The organism is uncultured Thiodictyon sp. (assembly GCF_903946935.1).
Lineage (GTDB): Bacteria > Pseudomonadota > Gammaproteobacteria > Chromatiales > Chromatiaceae > Thiodictyon.
This window is the reverse complement of the sequence record NZ_CAJAXH010000246.1, coordinates 1-15,069: the sequence shown is the minus strand read 5'-3', so window position 1 is coordinate 15,069 and position 15,069 is coordinate 1. Positions and strand designations below refer to the sequence as shown.

The window sequence follows — 15,069 nt, the reverse complement described above, 5'->3', positions numbered from 1 at the left end:
CGGCCGCAAATGCTCCGACGGGTTCCGTGATATCAAAGATCAGTTTATTCGGCATGACCTGAGCCTTGGGCAATGGAAATACGTTGTTGACCCCAACGGGTTCTCTTGATAAAAGTGTTTAAGTTATTTTTGAATCGTTACCTAGAGCGTGCGAGCCAGCTCAATTTTCAGTGGAGCACCACCAGCCGGGACGTGAAGGACGGCAATGTCAGCCATATCACCCGCGAACCGGAAGAGGTCAAGGCGTTTCGGGATACGTGGCGGGATGGCATTCATTCTTATCTGACCTATCTGCGTGATCGGCTGACGGCGGCGCGGGATTTATTGACGGATTCCGGGTCGATCTTTGTGCAGATTGGGGATGAGAATGTTCATCGAGTGCGGGTTCTAATGGATGCGGTGTTCGGAGACGATAATTTTGTTTCAGTGATTTCCTTTCGGACTACCACCGGACTTGGTGAGCAGTTCCTAGATTCCTCATGTAATTTTCTACTTTGGTATACCAGAAGCAAGGACACGCTAAAATATCGCGAGCTATATAAGACGAAAGGACTAGCTGACGACCTTGGAGGGCGCTACCGACGGGTTCAATTGGAGCCTTTCAACAGACGATCGATGACTGCGGACGAGCGCTCTGGTGCTACTGCTCTTGCACAGGGAGTGTTAGTCTATCGTAATGATAATCTCACGTCTCAAAGCGGCGGAGAAAATTCGGCTTTCCCTGTCGAATACTGCGGATTGACTTTCCGCCCCGGCCGCCGATACTGGAAAACCAATCAACTGGGAATGCAACGAATGCTTAGGGCCGAGCGGGTAGCAAGCCCAACCCCTCGGTCTGTTCAGTACGTCAGATTCCTCGACGACTTCGCAGTCTCCAAGTTCAGCAATCTCTGGACCGACACTCAAACCGGCGCTTTCACGGACGACAAGATATACGTTGTTCAGACAAATGCGAAAGTCATAGAACGCTGCCTTCTAATGGCCACCGACCCCGGTGACCTGGTCCGCGACCCCGCCTGCGGCTCCGGCACCACCGCCTATGTCGCCGAGCAATGGGGCCGCCGCTGGATCACCATCGATACCTCGCGTGTGGCGCTGGCATTGGCCCGCGCCCGCATCATGGGTGCGCGCTATCCCTATTACCTGCTCGCCGATTCGCGCGAAGGTCAGATGAAGGAGGCGCAGCTTAGTCGCGCCACCCCCTCCTCCCAGCCCATCCGCGGCGATCTCCGCCACGGCTTCGTCTATGAGCGCGTCCCGCATATTACGCTCAAGTCCATCGCCAACAACACCGAGATCGACACCATCTGGGAGCGTCACGAGCAAATGCTCGCGCCACTGCGCGAGCAACTTTCAGCGCTCAGTGGTCGTAAAGGAGTCCTCGCCGAGCGGGAGATACCGCGCGAACCGCCGACTGATTGGCCGGTATCGACTCACGCACTGATCACTACTTTCTGGCGCGAGAGAAACGAGCGCCAAAAAGCGATCGACGCATCGATTTCCGCCAAGGCCGATTCAGAGTACCTCTACGACAAGCCGTACACCGATAATAAGAAGGTCCGAGTCGCTGGCCCCTTCACCGTCGAGAGTCTGTCCCCTCACCGCGTGCTGGGCGTCGATGAGAACGACGAACTGATTGACCCCAACGAGAAGCAGGTGGCCGATCCGGATGCCGGCTACAGCGAGCGACTGAGTTTCCCCCAGATGATCCTGGATAATCTGAAGGTGGCCGGGGTACAGCAGGCCCACAAGGAAGACCGGATCGCCTTCACCTCACTCAATCCCTGGCCCGGCGACCTGATCTGCGCCGAAGGGAGATATGTTGTCACCCACGACGGCGAAGACCCAAGCGCCCAACCCTCAGACACATCGACTTTAATTAATGAACATCGTGCAGCGCTTTTCATCGGCCCGGAGTTCGGCACCGTCACCCGCCCCGACCTGGTCACCGCCGCCCGCGAGGCCGGCGATGCCGATTTCGATCTGCTGATTGCCTGCGCCTTCAATTATGAGGCCCATGCCACCGAGTTCAGCAAGCTCGGCCGCATCCCGGTGCTCAAGGCGCGGATGAACGCCGACCTGCACATGGCCGAGGACCTGAAGACCACCGGCAAGGGCAACCTGTTCGTGATCTTCGGCGAGCCGGACATCGCGATCCTGCCCGCCGCGGACGGCCAGGTCCGGATCAAGATCAACGGCGTGGATGTCTTCCACCCCAGCACCGGCGAGGTCCGCAGCGACGGCCCCGCGGGCATCGCCTGCTGGTTCATCGACACCGACTACAACGAGGAGAGCTTCTTCGTGCGCCACGCCTACTTCCTGGGCGCCGCCGACCCCTACAAGGCGTTGAAGACCACCCTCAAGGCCGAAATCAACGAGGAGGCGTGGGCCACGCTGAACAGCGATACCTCCCGGCCCTTCGCCAAACCGATGTCCGGCCGGATCGCGGTCAAGGTCATCAATCACCTTGGCGATGAGGTCATGAAGGTCTTTCGGGTGGCTTGATGGCGACACATTGCCTCATTCCCACACTTCATCTCGTTCCCCCGCTCCAGCGTCATCTCGTTCCCACGCTCCAGCGTGGGAATGCAGCCTTGGCCGCTCCGGCGGCCCGCCGGGGCGTGGCAGCCAGCACGCGGGATTGAATGACCATGATCGCCGACACCTTCGCCGACCGCCTCGCCCGCCTGACGGGTGAGGAGCAAAAGGCCGTCAAGACCGCTGCGTTCGATATGCAGCTCAACCCGACTAACCTCGGCTTGGGCTTTCACAAGCTTGCGCGTACCTTGGAGTACCCCTGGGACAAATGGACGATCTTTCCCCACGATGAAGCCCTCATGCCATTCCTGAATGCGAGAAAAGGGTAGTGATGTAAACTAAAATGTATCTCGAGTTCTTTCAGCTCCGGCAGGCGCCGTTTCAGGTGACACTCAGTCCGGATCACATCAACCACCCTGACTGCAATTAGCCCCTCATGAATACACCCATCACGAATGCACCCCACACACCATACGCACAATACGCCCTGCGCAAACGGATCATGGTCACCGGCGGCGCGGGCTTCCTCGGCTCACACCTATGCGACCGCTTGGTCGCCGACGGGCACGACGTGCTGTGCGTGGATAACTTCTTCACCGGCGCCAAGGACAATATCGCCCACCTGATCGGCAATCCGCATTTTGAGCTCATGCGGCACGACGTCACCTTTCCACTCTATGTCGAGGTCGACGAGATCTACAACCTGGCCTGCCCGGCCTCGCCGATCCACTACCAGCGCGACCCGGTGCAGACCACCAAGACCTCAGTCCACGGCGCCATCAATGTCCTGGGGCTCGCAAAACGTATCAAGGCCAAGGTATTTCAGGCGTCGACCAGCGAGGTCTACGGCGACCCGGCAGTCCATCCGCAGACCGAAGACTACTGGGGCCACGTGAATCCCATCGGCCGCCGCTCCTGTTATGACGAAGGTAAGCGCTGCGCCGAGACTCTGTTCTTCGATTACCGTCGGCAGAACAATTTACGCATCAAGGTGGCACGCATCTTCAACACCTATGGTCCGCGCATGCACCTCAACGATGGGCGGGTGGTATCGAACTTTATTGTCCAGGCGCTCAAGGGCGAGTCGATCACCATTTACGGCGATGGGGCGCAGACCCGTTCGTTCTGCTTCGTTGACGATCTGGTCGAGGCCTTCGTGCGGCTGATGGACTCACCGGATGACTTTACCGGCCCGGTGAACCTTGGTAATCCCACCGAGTTTACCATCAAGCAACTCGCGGAAAAGGTCATCGCGATGACTGGCTCAACCTCCCGCCTCACCTACGAGCCGCTGCCCAGCGATGATCCGACCCAACGCCGACCGGATATCACCCTGGCACAACAACAGCTCAACTGGGAGCCCAGGATCGCGCTCGAACAGGGACTGGAGAAGACGATTCCCTATTTCGCGGCGCTGCTGCACGCCCAGGGCGAGAGGATCGGCGACTGACACCGACCGGCAGTCAACTGGCGCCGTGTTAGCGTGAGTCCCCGAAAAATCCGAGGTATCTGCGCCAGCGGCAGCGCCGAGCTTGACCACCCCCGGGCATCCTCCGGCCCAGTTGTCTTACTGCCAAGTGGCGCATAATATCAAGCCATATGACTTGATCGACTGGAAATTCAACCATGGTGAGTATTGCGATGCCGCTGGAAGGCCAGATGGCCGATCAACCTGCAGATGGTCTGCGCGTCCTGCGCACACCGACCGCGCAACTGGTCGAGCGGGTGCGTGCCGGCCTGCCCTTTGCCGAGTTGGAGACTTTACGGCGCCGACTGGAGTTGTCGCTGCAAGAAATCGCCGGCGTGGCCGGGATACCGGGGCGGACCTTGGCCAGACGCCGGCGCGCCGGACGGCTGGACTCACTGGAGTCGGAGCGGGTGCTGCGGATCGAGCGGTTGTTGGCCCTGGCAACCGAACTGCTGCGCGACGGCGACCGCGCCCGTGACTGGCTCAAGTCGCCGCAGGCCGCGCTGGCCGGGCAGAGCCCACTGGCGTATGCGGACACCGAGGTAGGGGCGCGTGAGGTGGAGCAGTTGATCGGCCGGCTGCGCCACGGGGTCTTTTCTTGAGATGGTTCCGCCTGGTCGATGAGGCGTTTGCGGGGTCCGCCTTTACCGGGGAGGGGGCGCGCCTTTATGGCGGCCGCTGGAATTCGCCGGGGGTGGCGATGGTCTACACGGCGCAGTCACTCTCCCTGGCCCAGCTCGAACTCCTCGTCCATCTGGAAGCGGAGGACGTGCTGCGCAGGCATTGGCGATGGTTCGCCGTGGAGGTCATGCCAGAGGCCATCCTGGAATGCGAGTCCTGGGCCGACCTGCCCCCGGACTATGCCGCCTGGCCAGCCCCGGCATCCACCCGTGCGCTCGGCGACCGCTGGGTCGCGGCGTCGGCCTCCGTGGCGCTGTCGGTTCCCAGTGCCATCACGCCCGGGGAACGCACCTTACTGCTCAATCCAGCCCACCCCGACTACGCCACCGCCGTGGTCGTAGGCGATGCGATGCGATTGACCTTAGACCGGCGATTCGTCAAGGACGCGGGGCAAGCGCAATCCTGATACACGCACCGGAGGTCGAGGTTTACCGTGCAAGTCGCGCCGGGTGCGCGCTTGGTCTGCGGATTGCCAGCACGGCGGCAGACGCCGACAATGCGGCACGCGCGTTGCGCGCGCCCGTCGCTTCAACCACTGCACACGCGGAGATTCTGCCATGGCGCACGAAGGGTATCACGAACCGATCGAGGAGCTGTCCGAGGAAACCAAGGACATGCACCGGGCCATCCTGTCACTGATGGAGGAACTGGAGGCCGTCGACTGGTACAACCAGCGGGTGGACGCCTGCAAGGACCCGGATTTGCGGGACATCCTGGCCCACAACCGGGATGAGGAGAAGGAGCACGGCGCCATGCTGCTGGAATGGATCCGCCGTCAGGACCCGGTCTTCGACAAGGAACTCAAGGACTATCTGTTTACGGACAAGGCCATCGCCCATCATTCTGCCTGAGGCACTGCCGCGCACCCTGCCCGCCCTGCGCCATGACCGCCAGGGTCGGCGCCGGGTGGACTATCGCGCGGTCTTCGCACTCGCCGCCCCGCTGTTCCTGAACAGCGGCATCCAGGCGGTGCTGAATCTCACCGACACCTGGTTTCTGGGCCGGATCTCGGCGGAGGCGACCGCCGCCGTCGGGGCGGTCTTCTGGTTCGCAATCGTCTTTGTGCTGCTGTTTGGCGGGGCGGCGATGGCGGTCCAGACCCTGGTCGCCCGGGCCTATGGTGCCGGGGAACGCGCGCAGGCGGCGGAGACCACCTGGAGTGGGCTGTGGGTGGTGCTGCTGATGAGCCCGCTCTTTGTCCTGGCCGGGCTCGGCGGCGGCTGGCTGCTGGCCCCCGCGCAACTGCCGCCAGGACTCGAGGCGATGGCCCTGGACTTCTGGTTTCCGCGCGTCGCCGGCGCCGTGTTCGGGGTCGCGCTCTGGTGCCTGACGAGCTTCTTCAACGGCATCGGCCGGACCTGGATCACCCTGGCCCTGATGACCGCGGTGGGCCTGGCGAACGTGGTCTTGAATCAGGTCCTGGCCTTCGGCTTCGGCCTCGGGGTGGCCGGCATCGCCTGGGCCACCACCGCGGCCCAGGCGGTCGGCCTGCTCTGGGGCCTGTGGATCTTCCTCAGCCCCCAGGCACGCCGCGACTTCGCGAGCCACCGTCACTGGCGGCCGCGGGCCATCCCCATGGGCCGCGCCCTGGCCCTGGGCCTGCCCATGGGCCTGTTGCCGGCCGCGGACCTGATCGGGACCGGCATCTTCCAGCTCATGCAGGTCCACCTGGGCACGGTCGCGGGCGCGGCCACCCAGGTCACGATGATGATGACCTCCATCGCCTACATGCCGGCCATCGGCATCGCCAGCGCCGGCACCACCTTGGTGGGACAGTCCATCGGCGCGGGCGACCGCGACTGGGCCCGCCGGGTGGGCAACGCGGTCATCAAGCTCACGGTGGGCTACATGGGTCTGGTGAGCCTGCTGCTCGCACTGGCCGGCCCCTGGTCCATGCCGCTCTTCATCAACCCGGCGGACCCCGACGCGCGGGCGGTAGCGCAGACCGCCGCGCTGCTGATCTGGCTCGGCGCCGCCTACCAGATCTTCGACGGGCTCAATCTGGGCTGCGGCTTTGCGCTGCGCGGGGCCGGGGATGTGCGGGTGCCGGCACTGATGACGCTCGCCCTGTCCTGGCTCGGCTTCCTGCCGCTGGTACACATGCTGACCTTCGCCCCCGGCGCCGGCTGGGTGGACTGGCTGCCGCAATTCGGGTTCGGTGTTGCCGGGGGTTGGACCGCCCTGCTCGTCTATGTGGCCGCACTCGGCACCATGATGGCCCTGCGCTGGCGCTCGGGGGCCTGGCGGCGGATTGAGTTGGGGCGAGTACCCCCGCAAAGTTGAGACCCACATAAAACGTGTGGCGAGACTACGCGAATGCCCCGATCATCTTGAACTATTGACCTTTCGTGGGAGTCTTGTAAGATTGCCTAGAGATTCCCTAAGGAAGAGACAACCGTGTCAAAAAAAATCCAAGTTTCTTTTTCTGATAAGCAGATTGAGTTGCTGGAACACCTGAAAGGTGAGTTGGGTGAAACAGATGCCGATGTGGTTCGCAACATTGTTGTAGCCTGGCTTTCCGAGAAAAGCCTTATAACAACTATCGTGAAACAGCGCATCTCCGCCCAGAATGAACCCTCGAAATAAACAAGCAAGAGGCATGGCAAACGATGGCCACCGGATCATACTCTACAAAACGTGCTCCATCATGTTTGCAAACAGATTTTTGTATTTCGTATGACGAAAAAGGCGCCCCCGAAGATATCTTGAACGGGCCCTTGCGCGAGCTTGATCCAGAAACAGCAATATGGGATGCCAATTCATGATAACCGGCTGATCGCCGGCGATAACCTGAGCGTATTACGAACACTCACCGCAGATCTTTCTGTTGCGAAACAGGTGAAACTCGTCTACATCGATCCACCTTACGCAACCGGCTTCGACTTCCAATCAGCAACCGTGGGCATGGCATACTCCGACCAATCACGGGGCGCCACCTATTTGGAGGCTTTACGCTGCCGGCTTCTTTTGCTCCATAAATTAATGAGCGATGACGGATCGATCTATTTGCACATGGAACGACTTTCGCGATACGCAAAACCAAAATGCACGCGTCACGGGATACCCGACCGAAAAAAAAATATCGAGATGCTACGAATGATTATCGAAGCGTCGTCAAACCCTGATGAGTTGGCATTGGACGCCTATGCTGGCAGTGGGACCACACTCACGGCCGCAGGTAGTCTCGGGCGGCGCTGGATCGGGATCGATTCCTCTCCGGCCGCTATTAGCGTTTCGTGTGACCGCTTGCGCAATGGCACCCCGCGGATGGGCAGCTACGCGCGCAAAACCTACATAAAGAGAGCAGCGGGCGAGAAATTTCCCGACGCCGACCTATCTTTCGGACTTTGGATCGATAGTGAGAACCAATTGTTTACCGCCCGGTTCGCCCACTTACCTTAATTATACCGACAATCGCAAAAGCGCTCTCATGGCCGGTGAATACCTTCGATCCAGTCTGCACTCAGCCTCTCCGGCAGCATTTTCAGCGTTAGCCGCAACGCCAAGAGCAACCTTGGCAGAAGACCATGGCGGCCAGTTCGCCGGTTTGGAACCATTGTCGATCTTTTTGGCCGCGCGCTCAATCGTCCTCCCCGGTGTCCCGGGTTAAGGTCTCCAACCACGGTGCGATGCGCTCCAGCACCTCGGGCGGCAGTGACTCCCGGGCGATGAGGCCCAACGCGACCGCGCGTGCCAGCGGGAGGGCCGGGTCATCGCCGGTATAGCGTTTCCAGATCTCACGTGCAATGCCGTTATGGTATTCGTGGACCGCACTATCCAGGTCCTCGGTGGTCAGGACGCCGGAGCGCCACTGATCGAAGCGATCCGCCAGCGCACCGAGCGCGGCGCGCAGCTCCGCCTCCCAGGCGCGACCCATGTGCAATTGGAGCAATTTCTTGAGCGGCTTCGCAACCTTGTTCATGGAATCATTTCACCCTAAATCCGGAAATTGCTCACGCCAAGGCGCCAAGCTCGCCAAGAAAGACCATGGGATGAGCGCAGTGCCCAGATCACCCGCCGGGTGAATCACCGAGCACCGATAAGACTAAAAGACCTTAGCGAGCCTGGCGCCTTGGCGTGACACCTGCTTTTTCTAGGTTCAAACATCCCGACTGGCCTTTTCCAACCACACAATCCCCACCCCAGCGGCAGATTTGCCGTCCTTGGCGTGCGATTGCACAGAGGGCGGCGCTAGGCTCGCCCCATCGCCGCCCGCACACACCGCAACAGGTCATAGTCGTATTGGCCCTGAAAGGCATCGAAGACTGGCTTGATGGCGAGTGGGGCATCGGCCGTCAGCTGGGTAAAGGCGACTTCGATGGCCCGGAGTTCATCATCGCTGAGGGTGACGATCTCACCCAAGGCCAGTTCACCCTCCTCGATACAGTTCGACAGATGGGTATAGATGGTGCCAAGCTTCAGTGCCCGGCGCTCGGCGATCTGCGCGGGTGAGAGACCGGTGCGCAACAGGTCCAGGGTCGCGCGCGCGGTATCTTTCAGGCCCTCCGTCCAGACGCGACCGCCCGCGAGCTCACCGGCGGGCGCAGGCGCGGGTGCGCGCAACGCCGACTCGGGCAGGGTTGGGACAGTGGCCGGACGGCCGTACACCGTTGCGTGTGCGGCGAGCAGGTCGAGGAATCCGGCGCCATAGCGCTCCAGCTTGACCACACCCACCCCGCTGATCCGACTGAGCTCGTCCGGGTCCCGCGGGCGGTAGGTCACCAATTCGCGCAGGGTGGCATCGTTGAAGACCACATAGGGTGGCACGCCCTGCGCCTGCGCCAGTTCGCGCCGGTAGGTACGCAGGCGCTCCCACAGGGCCGCCGCCTCCGGGTCCAGCGGGGTCTCGACCCGCGCCGCTCGGCCCTCGCCCTTGACCTTGGCCGGGCGTCGCTCCGGGTCGCGGCGCAGGTGCAGGGTGCGCTCGCCGCGCAGCACCGGGCGGCTCTGCTCGGTGAGTTGCAGCGCCCCATGCCCCTCGACGTCCACCGCCACCAACCCGGCGGCGACCAGTTGCCGATAGACCGAACGCCACTGCGCTGCGTCCAGGTCTCGGCCGATCCCGAAGGTGCTGATCTGGTCATGGCCGAAGCGGCGGATGCGCTCGTCCTCCTTGCCGGTCAGCACCTCGATCAGATAGTTGACACCGAAGCGCTGCCCGGTGCGAAAGATGCAGGACATGGCCTTGCGGGCGGCCTCGGTGCCGTCCCAACTCGCCACCGGCGAGAGACAGGTATCGCAATTGCCGCAGGGGCTCGGCAGGGTCTCGCCGAAATAATTGAGCATGACCTGGCGGCGGCAGTGGGTCGTCTCGCAAAAGCCCAAGAGCGCATTGAGCTTGTGCATCTCCACCCGTTTGAACTGCTCCTCGGCGTCGGATTGCTCGATGAAGCGCCGCAGGGCGACCGCATCGCCGATACCGTAGGCCATCCAGGCATCGGCCGGCAGGCCGTCGCGCCCGGCGCGACCGGTCTCCTGGTAATAGGCCTCCAGGCTCTTGGGCAGGTCCAGGTGGGCGACGAAACGCACGTCCGGCTTGTCGATGCCCATGCCGAAGGCGATGGTGGCGACGACGATGACCCCCTCGCCGCGCAGGAACTCCGCCTGGTGGGCGCGCCGCTGCTCGGGGGGCAGGCCGGCATGGTAGGCCAGGGCCTTATACCCCTGCCCGCGCAGGAACTCCGCCGTCTCCTCCACCTTGCGGCGCGACAGACAGTAGACGATACCTGAGTCATCCGGGTGCTCGCTGCGCAGGAAGGCCGTGAGCTGTTGGCGCGCCTGCACCTTCTCGGTCACGCGATAACGGATGTTGGCCCGGTCGAAGCTGGAGACGAACTGCGCCGCCTGCTCCAGGGCCAGGCGCGTGACGATCTCGCGCCGGGTCGGGGCGTCGGCGGTGGCGGTCACCGCGATCCGCGGCACCTGCGGCCAGCGCTCGTGCAGCAGGTTGAGCTGGATGTATTCGGGGCGGAAGTCGTGCCCCCATTGGGAGACGCAATGGGCCTCGTCGATGGCAAAGAGCGCGACCGTCACGCGCCCGAGCAGGTCCAAAAAACGCTCGGTGAGCAGCCGCTCCGGGGCCACATAGAGCAGGTCGAGCTCCCCGACCAGCAGCCCCTGCTCCACCCGCGCCTGCTCGTTCCCGGCCAGTGACGAGTTCAGAAAGGCGGCCCGCACCCCGAGCTGGCGCAGCGCGTCCACCTGGTCCTGCATCAGGGCGATCAGCGGCGAGACCACGATGCCGGTGCCCGGCCGCAGCAGGGCCGGGATCTGATAGCACAGCGACTTGCCACCCCCGGTCGGCATCAGCACCAGGGCATCGCCGCCGCCCCAGACCCGCTCGATCACCTCCTGCTGGGCGCCGCGAAAACGCGGGTAGCCGAAGACCCGGTTCAAGACCTCCAGCGGCTGTTGGTTCATCCCCAAGCCGCGTTACCGCAAAAGTCGCGCCGGGAGCGCGGTCCACGTCTCCCTCCCCTATTGGGGGAGGGCGGGGTGGGGGAACGGCCAAGGCCGTTACCAAAAGCCATCGCTAACAGGACCCGCAGGGGATCAGATCCAGGCACTGGTCCAGCGACTCGCGCCAATCCGGCATGTAGAGCCCGAAGGTCTCCTCGAACCGATGGTTATCGAGCACCGAATAGGCGGGACGCCGCGCCGGGGCCGGATAGTCGTTGGAGTGGATGGGCAGCAGGCGGCACTCCAGCCCGGCACGCTCCAGGATGGCTTCGGCGAAGCCGAACCAGCTCACCTCGCCGGCGCCGGTCAGGTGATAGAGCCCCCCGACCTGCTTGAGGTCCAGGTCCCCACGCAAGACCCGGTAGAGTACCAGCCCGGTCATCTCCGCCAGCATCCGGCTCCAGGTGGGCGAGCCGACCTGGTCGTCGACGATGCGCAGCTCGTCCTTTTCCTTCAGCAACCGCAGCATAGTAAGCAGGAAATTGGCGCCGCGCGCCCCATAGACCCAACTGGTGCGAAAAATCAGGCAGGGGGCGCCGGACTCCAGCAAGGCCAGTTCGCCGCCGAGCTTGGTCTCTCCGTAGACATTCAGGGGGCCGGCGATGTCGTCCTCGGTATAGGGGCGATCGGCCTCCCCGGAGAAGACGAAATCGGTGGAATAGTGGATGATCGGGGTGCCGCGCTCGGCGAGCAGCCGGCCCAGTTCGCCCACCGCATCGGCATTGATACGCCGCGCGATGTCGCGCTCGGTCTCGGCCTTGTCCACGGCGGTGTAGGCGGCGGCGTTGACCACCGCGTCCGGCTGGGTGTCTGCCACCAGTTGGGCCAGCAGGCCATGGTCCAGCAGATCGATGATGGGGCCGTAGCCGCCCTCGATGGAGGCGGCAACCACCTCGCCCAGACCCGCCAGGGTGCGCCGCAGTTCCCAACCGACCTGGCCGTTGGCGCCGATCAACAGGATTTTGGGCCGCGGGCGGTCAGTGCGATCCGAGGCCGGGGGGTGCTGGGTCATGGATAGTCCTCGATGGCGGGCAGCCGTTCGGCCGGGATCTCCGACAGGCAGGGGGCCGCTTGGTCTTTGGGGGAGAGTTCGGGCGCGACCTGGTCCAGGGGCCAGTCGATGCCGATCGCCGGGTCGTCCCAGCGCACGCTGAACTCGGTCTCGGGGTTATAGTAATCGGAGCACTTGTAGCCGAACAGCGCGGTCTCGCTGGTCACCAGAAAACCGTGGGCGAAGCCGGCCGGGACCCAAAATTGGCGCCGGTTCTCGCCCGTCAGGGCGACCCCCACCCACTGGCCGAAGGTCGGTGAGCCGCGACGCACATCCACCGCCACGTCGAACACCTCACCGGCAAACACCTGCACCAGCTTGCCCTGGGCCCGGGGATGCTGGCAGTGCAGGCCGCGCAGTACCCCGCGCCGGGATGAGGACAGGTTGTCCTGCACCAGGGGCGTCGCGAGGCCGAGCGCGGCATAGCGGTTCGCGCGGTAGGTCTCCAGGAAGAAGCCGCGGTCATCGCCCCAGACCTTGGGTTCGATGATGAGCGCCCCGGGCAGCCGGGTAGCGATGACCTTCATGCGCCCCACCCCCGATTCAGCAACCCGAGCAGGTATTCGCCATAGCCGCTCTTGCGCAGCTCCTCGGCGATCGTCCGGAACTGGTCTTCATCGATCCAGCGGTTAGAGAAGGCGATCTCCTCCGGGCAGCAAATCTTGAGACCCTGGCGCTTCTCGATGGTCTCGATAAAGGCCCCGGCATCCATCAGCGACTCGTGGGTACCGGTGTCCAGCCAGGCGGTGCCGCGCCCCATGCGCTGGACGGAGAGCTCGCCCCGCTCCAGATACAGCCGGTTGAGGTCGGTGATCTCCAGCTCGCCGCGGGGCGAGGGTGACAGGTCCGCAGCCAGGTCGCACACCCGGCTGTCGTAGAAATACAGCCCGGTGACCGCCCAGTTGGACTTGGGTGCCACTGGCTTTTCCACCAGGTCGACCAGGTTGCCGACACCGTCGAACTCGGCCACCCCGTAACGCTGCGGGTCCGCCACCCAATAGCCGAAGACCGTGGCCCCCGACTCCCGGGCACTGACCGCCCGCAACTGCTCCCCCAGCCCCTGACCGTAAAAGATGTTATCCCCCAAGATCAAGCAACTGGGGTCATTGTCGATAAAGTCCTTGCCGATCAAGAAGGCCTGGGCCAGGCCACCGGGTGCGGGCTGCTCGGCATAGCAGAGCCGGATGCCCCACTGCGACCCGTCACCCAAGAGCGACTCGAACAGCGGTAGATCGCGCGGGGTGGAGATAATCAGGATGTCGCGAATCCCTGCCAGCATCAGCGTGGACAGGGGGTAGTAGATCATCGGCTTGTCATAGATCGGCAGCAGTTGTTTGCTGACCGCCCGGGTGATCGGGTAGAGCCGGGTGCCGGAGCCCCCGGCGAGGATAATGCCTTTGCGATTCATGTCCTTCGCTCCGATTCAGCGGCTCGTGCCCAGACGCTCGCCGCGGTAGGTCCCATCCAGCACCCGGCCACACCAGTCGGCGTGCTCCAGGTACCATTGGACGGTGCGGCGCATCCCACTCTCAAAGGTTTCCTGCGGTACCCAACCCAACTCACGCCGGAGCTTGCCGGCGTCGATCGCATAGCGCCGATCATGGCCGGGCCGATCGGTGACGAACGACTTGAGCGCCACGTGGGGGCGGTGGGGGGAGTCGGGCACCAGCTCGTCCAACAGCGAGCACAGGATGTCGACGACCTGGAGGTTGGTCCGCTCGGCGTCACCGCCGACGTTGTAGACCTCGCCCGGGGTGCCTGCCGCGAGCACCCGCAGGATGGCACGGCAATGGTCGGTGACATAGAGCCAGTCCCGGACATTGCCACCGTCGCCGTAGATCGGCAGCGGCTCGCCCCGCAGGGCCTTCTGGATCATCAGCGGGATCAGCTTCTCAGGGAACTGGTAGGGACCGTAGTTGTTGGAGCAGTTGGTGGTCAACACCGGCAAGCCATAGGTGTGGAACCATGCCCGTACCAGGTGATCGGAGGCCGCCTTGGATGCCGCATAGGGCGAGTTGGGGGCATAGGGCGTGGACTCGGTAAAGCGCCCGGCCGTCCCCAAGGACCCGTAGACCTCGTCGGTGGAGACGTGCAAAAAGCGCAACTCCCGGCGCGCCGGCTCATCGCGCTTGCCCCAGTAGGCACGGACCTCCTCCAGCAGGTTGAACGTACCCACGACATTGGTGGCGATAAAGGCGGCCGGCCCGTCGATGGAGCGGTCCACATGGCTCTCGGCGGCGAAGTTCACCACCGTGTCGACGGCGTAATCGGTGAGCAGTTGCCGGACCAGGGCCGCGTTGCCGATATCGCCCTGGACGAACACATGACGCTGATCATCGAGCACGTCGGCCAGGGTCTCCAGGTTACCGGCATAGGTCAACTGGTCCAGCGTGACGACCCGCCATGGGGTTTCGGCCAGCAGCAGATGGACAAAATTACCGCCGATGAAGCCGGCGCCCCCGGTGACCAACACAGTTTGCATGGGCAAGACCCTTCGAGTGGAGTATGACGCGAACCGCACGGGTGCCGCGCCCGGTTGAGCGGGTGGGGTGTGCGCCGCCGCCCTCAAGGGCAGCGATGATACCGCGTCGAGCGACGCGGCGCAGGAACAGCGACGCGGCGAGCGGCGCGTCGCGGGGGATTTACCGCGACGCCCTAAACCGGGAGAATCGGGAACTCAGGTTCCCGGGAGGGGGCGCTCCGGCGACCCCAGCCGGGTCGATTCAGTCCCTAAGTAACGATTCAAAAATAACTTAAACACTTTTATCAAGAGAACCCGTTGGGGTCAACAACGTAGTTCCATTGCCCAAGGCTCAGGTCATGCCGAATAAACTGATCTTTGATATCACGGAACCCGTCGGAGCATTTGCGG

At 63.2% G+C, this 15,069-nt stretch carries 15 protein-coding genes; 9 read left to right on the top strand and 6 right to left on the bottom strand.

Features of this window, described 5'->3' with window-relative positions; genetic code table 11:
• The first annotated feature begins 114 nt into the window (after positions 1-114).
• The 9 genes from QZX93_RS21690 to QZX93_RS21650 all read left to right on the top strand — a co-directional run bounded on the left by QZX93_RS21690 (position 115) and on the right by QZX93_RS21650 (position 8,089).
• Positions 115-2,505: a site-specific DNA-methyltransferase gene (locus QZX93_RS21690; protein ID WP_295387018.1), complete on the top strand. Its 2,391-nt coding sequence runs from the start codon at positions 115-117 to the stop codon at positions 2,503-2,505.
• Between the two features lie 146 nt (positions 2,506-2,651).
• Positions 2,652-2,867: a hypothetical protein gene (locus tag QZX93_RS21685; protein ID WP_295387021.1), complete on the top strand. Its 216-nt coding sequence runs from the start codon at positions 2,652-2,654 to the stop codon at positions 2,865-2,867.
• Between the two features lie 107 nt (positions 2,868-2,974).
• Positions 2,975-3,988 (top strand): UDP-glucuronic acid decarboxylase family protein, encoded by a 1,014-nt coding sequence (locus QZX93_RS21680; RefSeq protein ID WP_295387023.1) that lies wholly within the window; start codon positions 2,975-2,977, stop codon positions 3,986-3,988.
• Positions 3,989-4,197: 209 nt separating this feature from the next.
• Positions 4,198-4,608 (top strand): antitoxin Xre/MbcA/ParS toxin-binding domain-containing protein, encoded by a 411-nt coding sequence (locus QZX93_RS21675; RefSeq protein ID WP_295394923.1) that lies wholly within the window; start codon positions 4,198-4,200, stop codon positions 4,606-4,608.
• Positions 4,605-5,093, top strand: coding sequence for an RES family NAD+ phosphorylase (locus tag QZX93_RS21670; RefSeq protein WP_295387028.1), 489 nt, complete (start codon positions 4,605-4,607; stop codon positions 5,091-5,093). Before QZX93_RS21675 ends, QZX93_RS21670 begins: the two co-directional genes overlap by 4 nt.
• Positions 5,094-5,244: 151 nt before the next feature.
• Positions 5,245-5,538 (top strand): ferritin-like domain-containing protein, encoded by a 294-nt coding sequence (locus QZX93_RS21665; protein ID WP_295387031.1) that lies wholly within the window; start codon positions 5,245-5,247, stop codon positions 5,536-5,538.
• 55 nt (positions 5,539-5,593) lie between these two features.
• The gene (locus QZX93_RS21660) at positions 5,594-6,970 is read left to right on the top strand and encodes an MATE family efflux transporter (protein ID WP_295387034.1); all 1,377 of its coding nucleotides are present in this window, start codon (positions 5,594-5,596) and stop codon (positions 6,968-6,970) included.
• 114 nt (positions 6,971-7,084) lie between these two features.
• Positions 7,085-7,273, top strand: coding sequence for a hypothetical protein (locus QZX93_RS21655; protein ID WP_295387038.1), 189 nt, complete (start codon positions 7,085-7,087; stop codon positions 7,271-7,273).
• A gap of 141 nt (positions 7,274-7,414) precedes the next feature.
• Positions 7,415-8,089: a site-specific DNA-methyltransferase gene (locus QZX93_RS21650; protein ID WP_295387041.1), complete on the top strand. Its 675-nt coding sequence runs from the start codon at positions 7,415-7,417 to the stop codon at positions 8,087-8,089.
• 178 nt (positions 8,090-8,267) lie between these two features.
• Here QZX93_RS21650 and QZX93_RS21645 read toward each other — a convergent pair whose 3' ends face one another.
• The 6 genes from QZX93_RS21645 to rfbB all read right to left on the bottom strand — a co-directional run bounded on the left by QZX93_RS21645 (position 8,268) and on the right by rfbB (position 14,679).
• Positions 8,268-8,609, bottom strand: coding sequence for a hypothetical protein (locus tag QZX93_RS21645; RefSeq protein WP_295387045.1), 342 nt, complete (start codon positions 8,607-8,609; stop codon positions 8,268-8,270).
• Between the two features lie 269 nt (positions 8,610-8,878).
• Positions 8,879-11,107: a DNA helicase RecQ gene (gene recQ / locus QZX93_RS21640; RefSeq protein ID WP_295387049.1), complete on the bottom strand. Its 2,229-nt coding sequence runs from the start codon at positions 11,105-11,107 to the stop codon at positions 8,879-8,881.
• Between the two features lie 112 nt (positions 11,108-11,219).
• Positions 11,220-12,158, bottom strand: coding sequence for a dTDP-4-dehydrorhamnose reductase (rfbD, locus tag QZX93_RS21635; protein WP_295387052.1), 939 nt, complete (start codon positions 12,156-12,158; stop codon positions 11,220-11,222).
• Entirely contained in the window at positions 12,155-12,724 is a 570-nt protein-coding gene (gene rfbC, locus QZX93_RS21630; protein ID WP_295387057.1) for a dTDP-4-dehydrorhamnose 3,5-epimerase, read from the bottom strand. The genes rfbD and rfbC overlap by 4 nt, the downstream gene beginning before the upstream one ends.
• Positions 12,721-13,605, bottom strand: coding sequence for a glucose-1-phosphate thymidylyltransferase RfbA (gene rfbA / locus QZX93_RS21625; protein WP_295387061.1), 885 nt, complete (start codon positions 13,603-13,605; stop codon positions 12,721-12,723). Before rfbA ends, rfbC begins: the two co-directional genes overlap by 4 nt.
• A 15-nt stretch (positions 13,606-13,620) precedes the next feature.
• Positions 13,621-14,679 carry a dTDP-glucose 4,6-dehydratase gene (rfbB, locus tag QZX93_RS21620; protein ID WP_295387063.1) on the bottom strand — a complete coding sequence of 353 codons (1,059 nt, stop codon included), beginning with the start codon at positions 14,677-14,679 and terminating at the stop codon, positions 13,621-13,623.
• Positions 14,680-15,069: the final 390 nt, after the last annotated feature.

Coding starts and splice junctions, on each gene's coding strand:
- QZX93_RS21685 (WP_295387021.1), top strand. CDS start 2,652: ATGATCGCCGACACCTTCGCCGACCGCCTCGCCCGCCTGACGGGTGAG.
- QZX93_RS21680 (WP_295387023.1), top strand. CDS start 2,975: ATGAATACACCCATCACGAATGCACCCCACACACCATACGCACAATAC.
- QZX93_RS21675 (WP_295394923.1), top strand. CDS start 4,198: ATGGCCGATCAACCTGCAGATGGTCTGCGCGTCCTGCGCACACCGACC.
- QZX93_RS21665 (WP_295387031.1), top strand. CDS start 5,245: ATGGCGCACGAAGGGTATCACGAACCGATCGAGGAGCTGTCCGAGGAA.
- QZX93_RS21645 (WP_295387045.1), bottom strand. CDS start 8,609: ATGAACAAGGTTGCGAAGCCGCTCAAGAAATTGCTCCAATTGCACATG.
- recQ (WP_295387049.1), bottom strand. CDS start 11,107: ATGAACCAACAGCCGCTGGAGGTCTTGAACCGGGTCTTCGGCTACCCG.
- rfbD (WP_295387052.1), bottom strand. CDS start 12,158: ATGACCCAGCACCCCCCGGCCTCGGATCGCACTGACCGCCCGCGGCCC.
- rfbC (WP_295387057.1), bottom strand. CDS start 12,724: ATGAAGGTCATCGCTACCCGGCTGCCCGGGGCGCTCATCATCGAACCC.
- rfbA (WP_295387061.1), bottom strand. CDS start 13,605: ATGAATCGCAAAGGCATTATCCTCGCCGGGGGCTCCGGCACCCGGCTC.
- rfbB (WP_295387063.1), bottom strand. CDS start 14,679: ATGCAAACTGTGTTGGTCACCGGGGGCGCCGGCTTCATCGGCGGTAAT.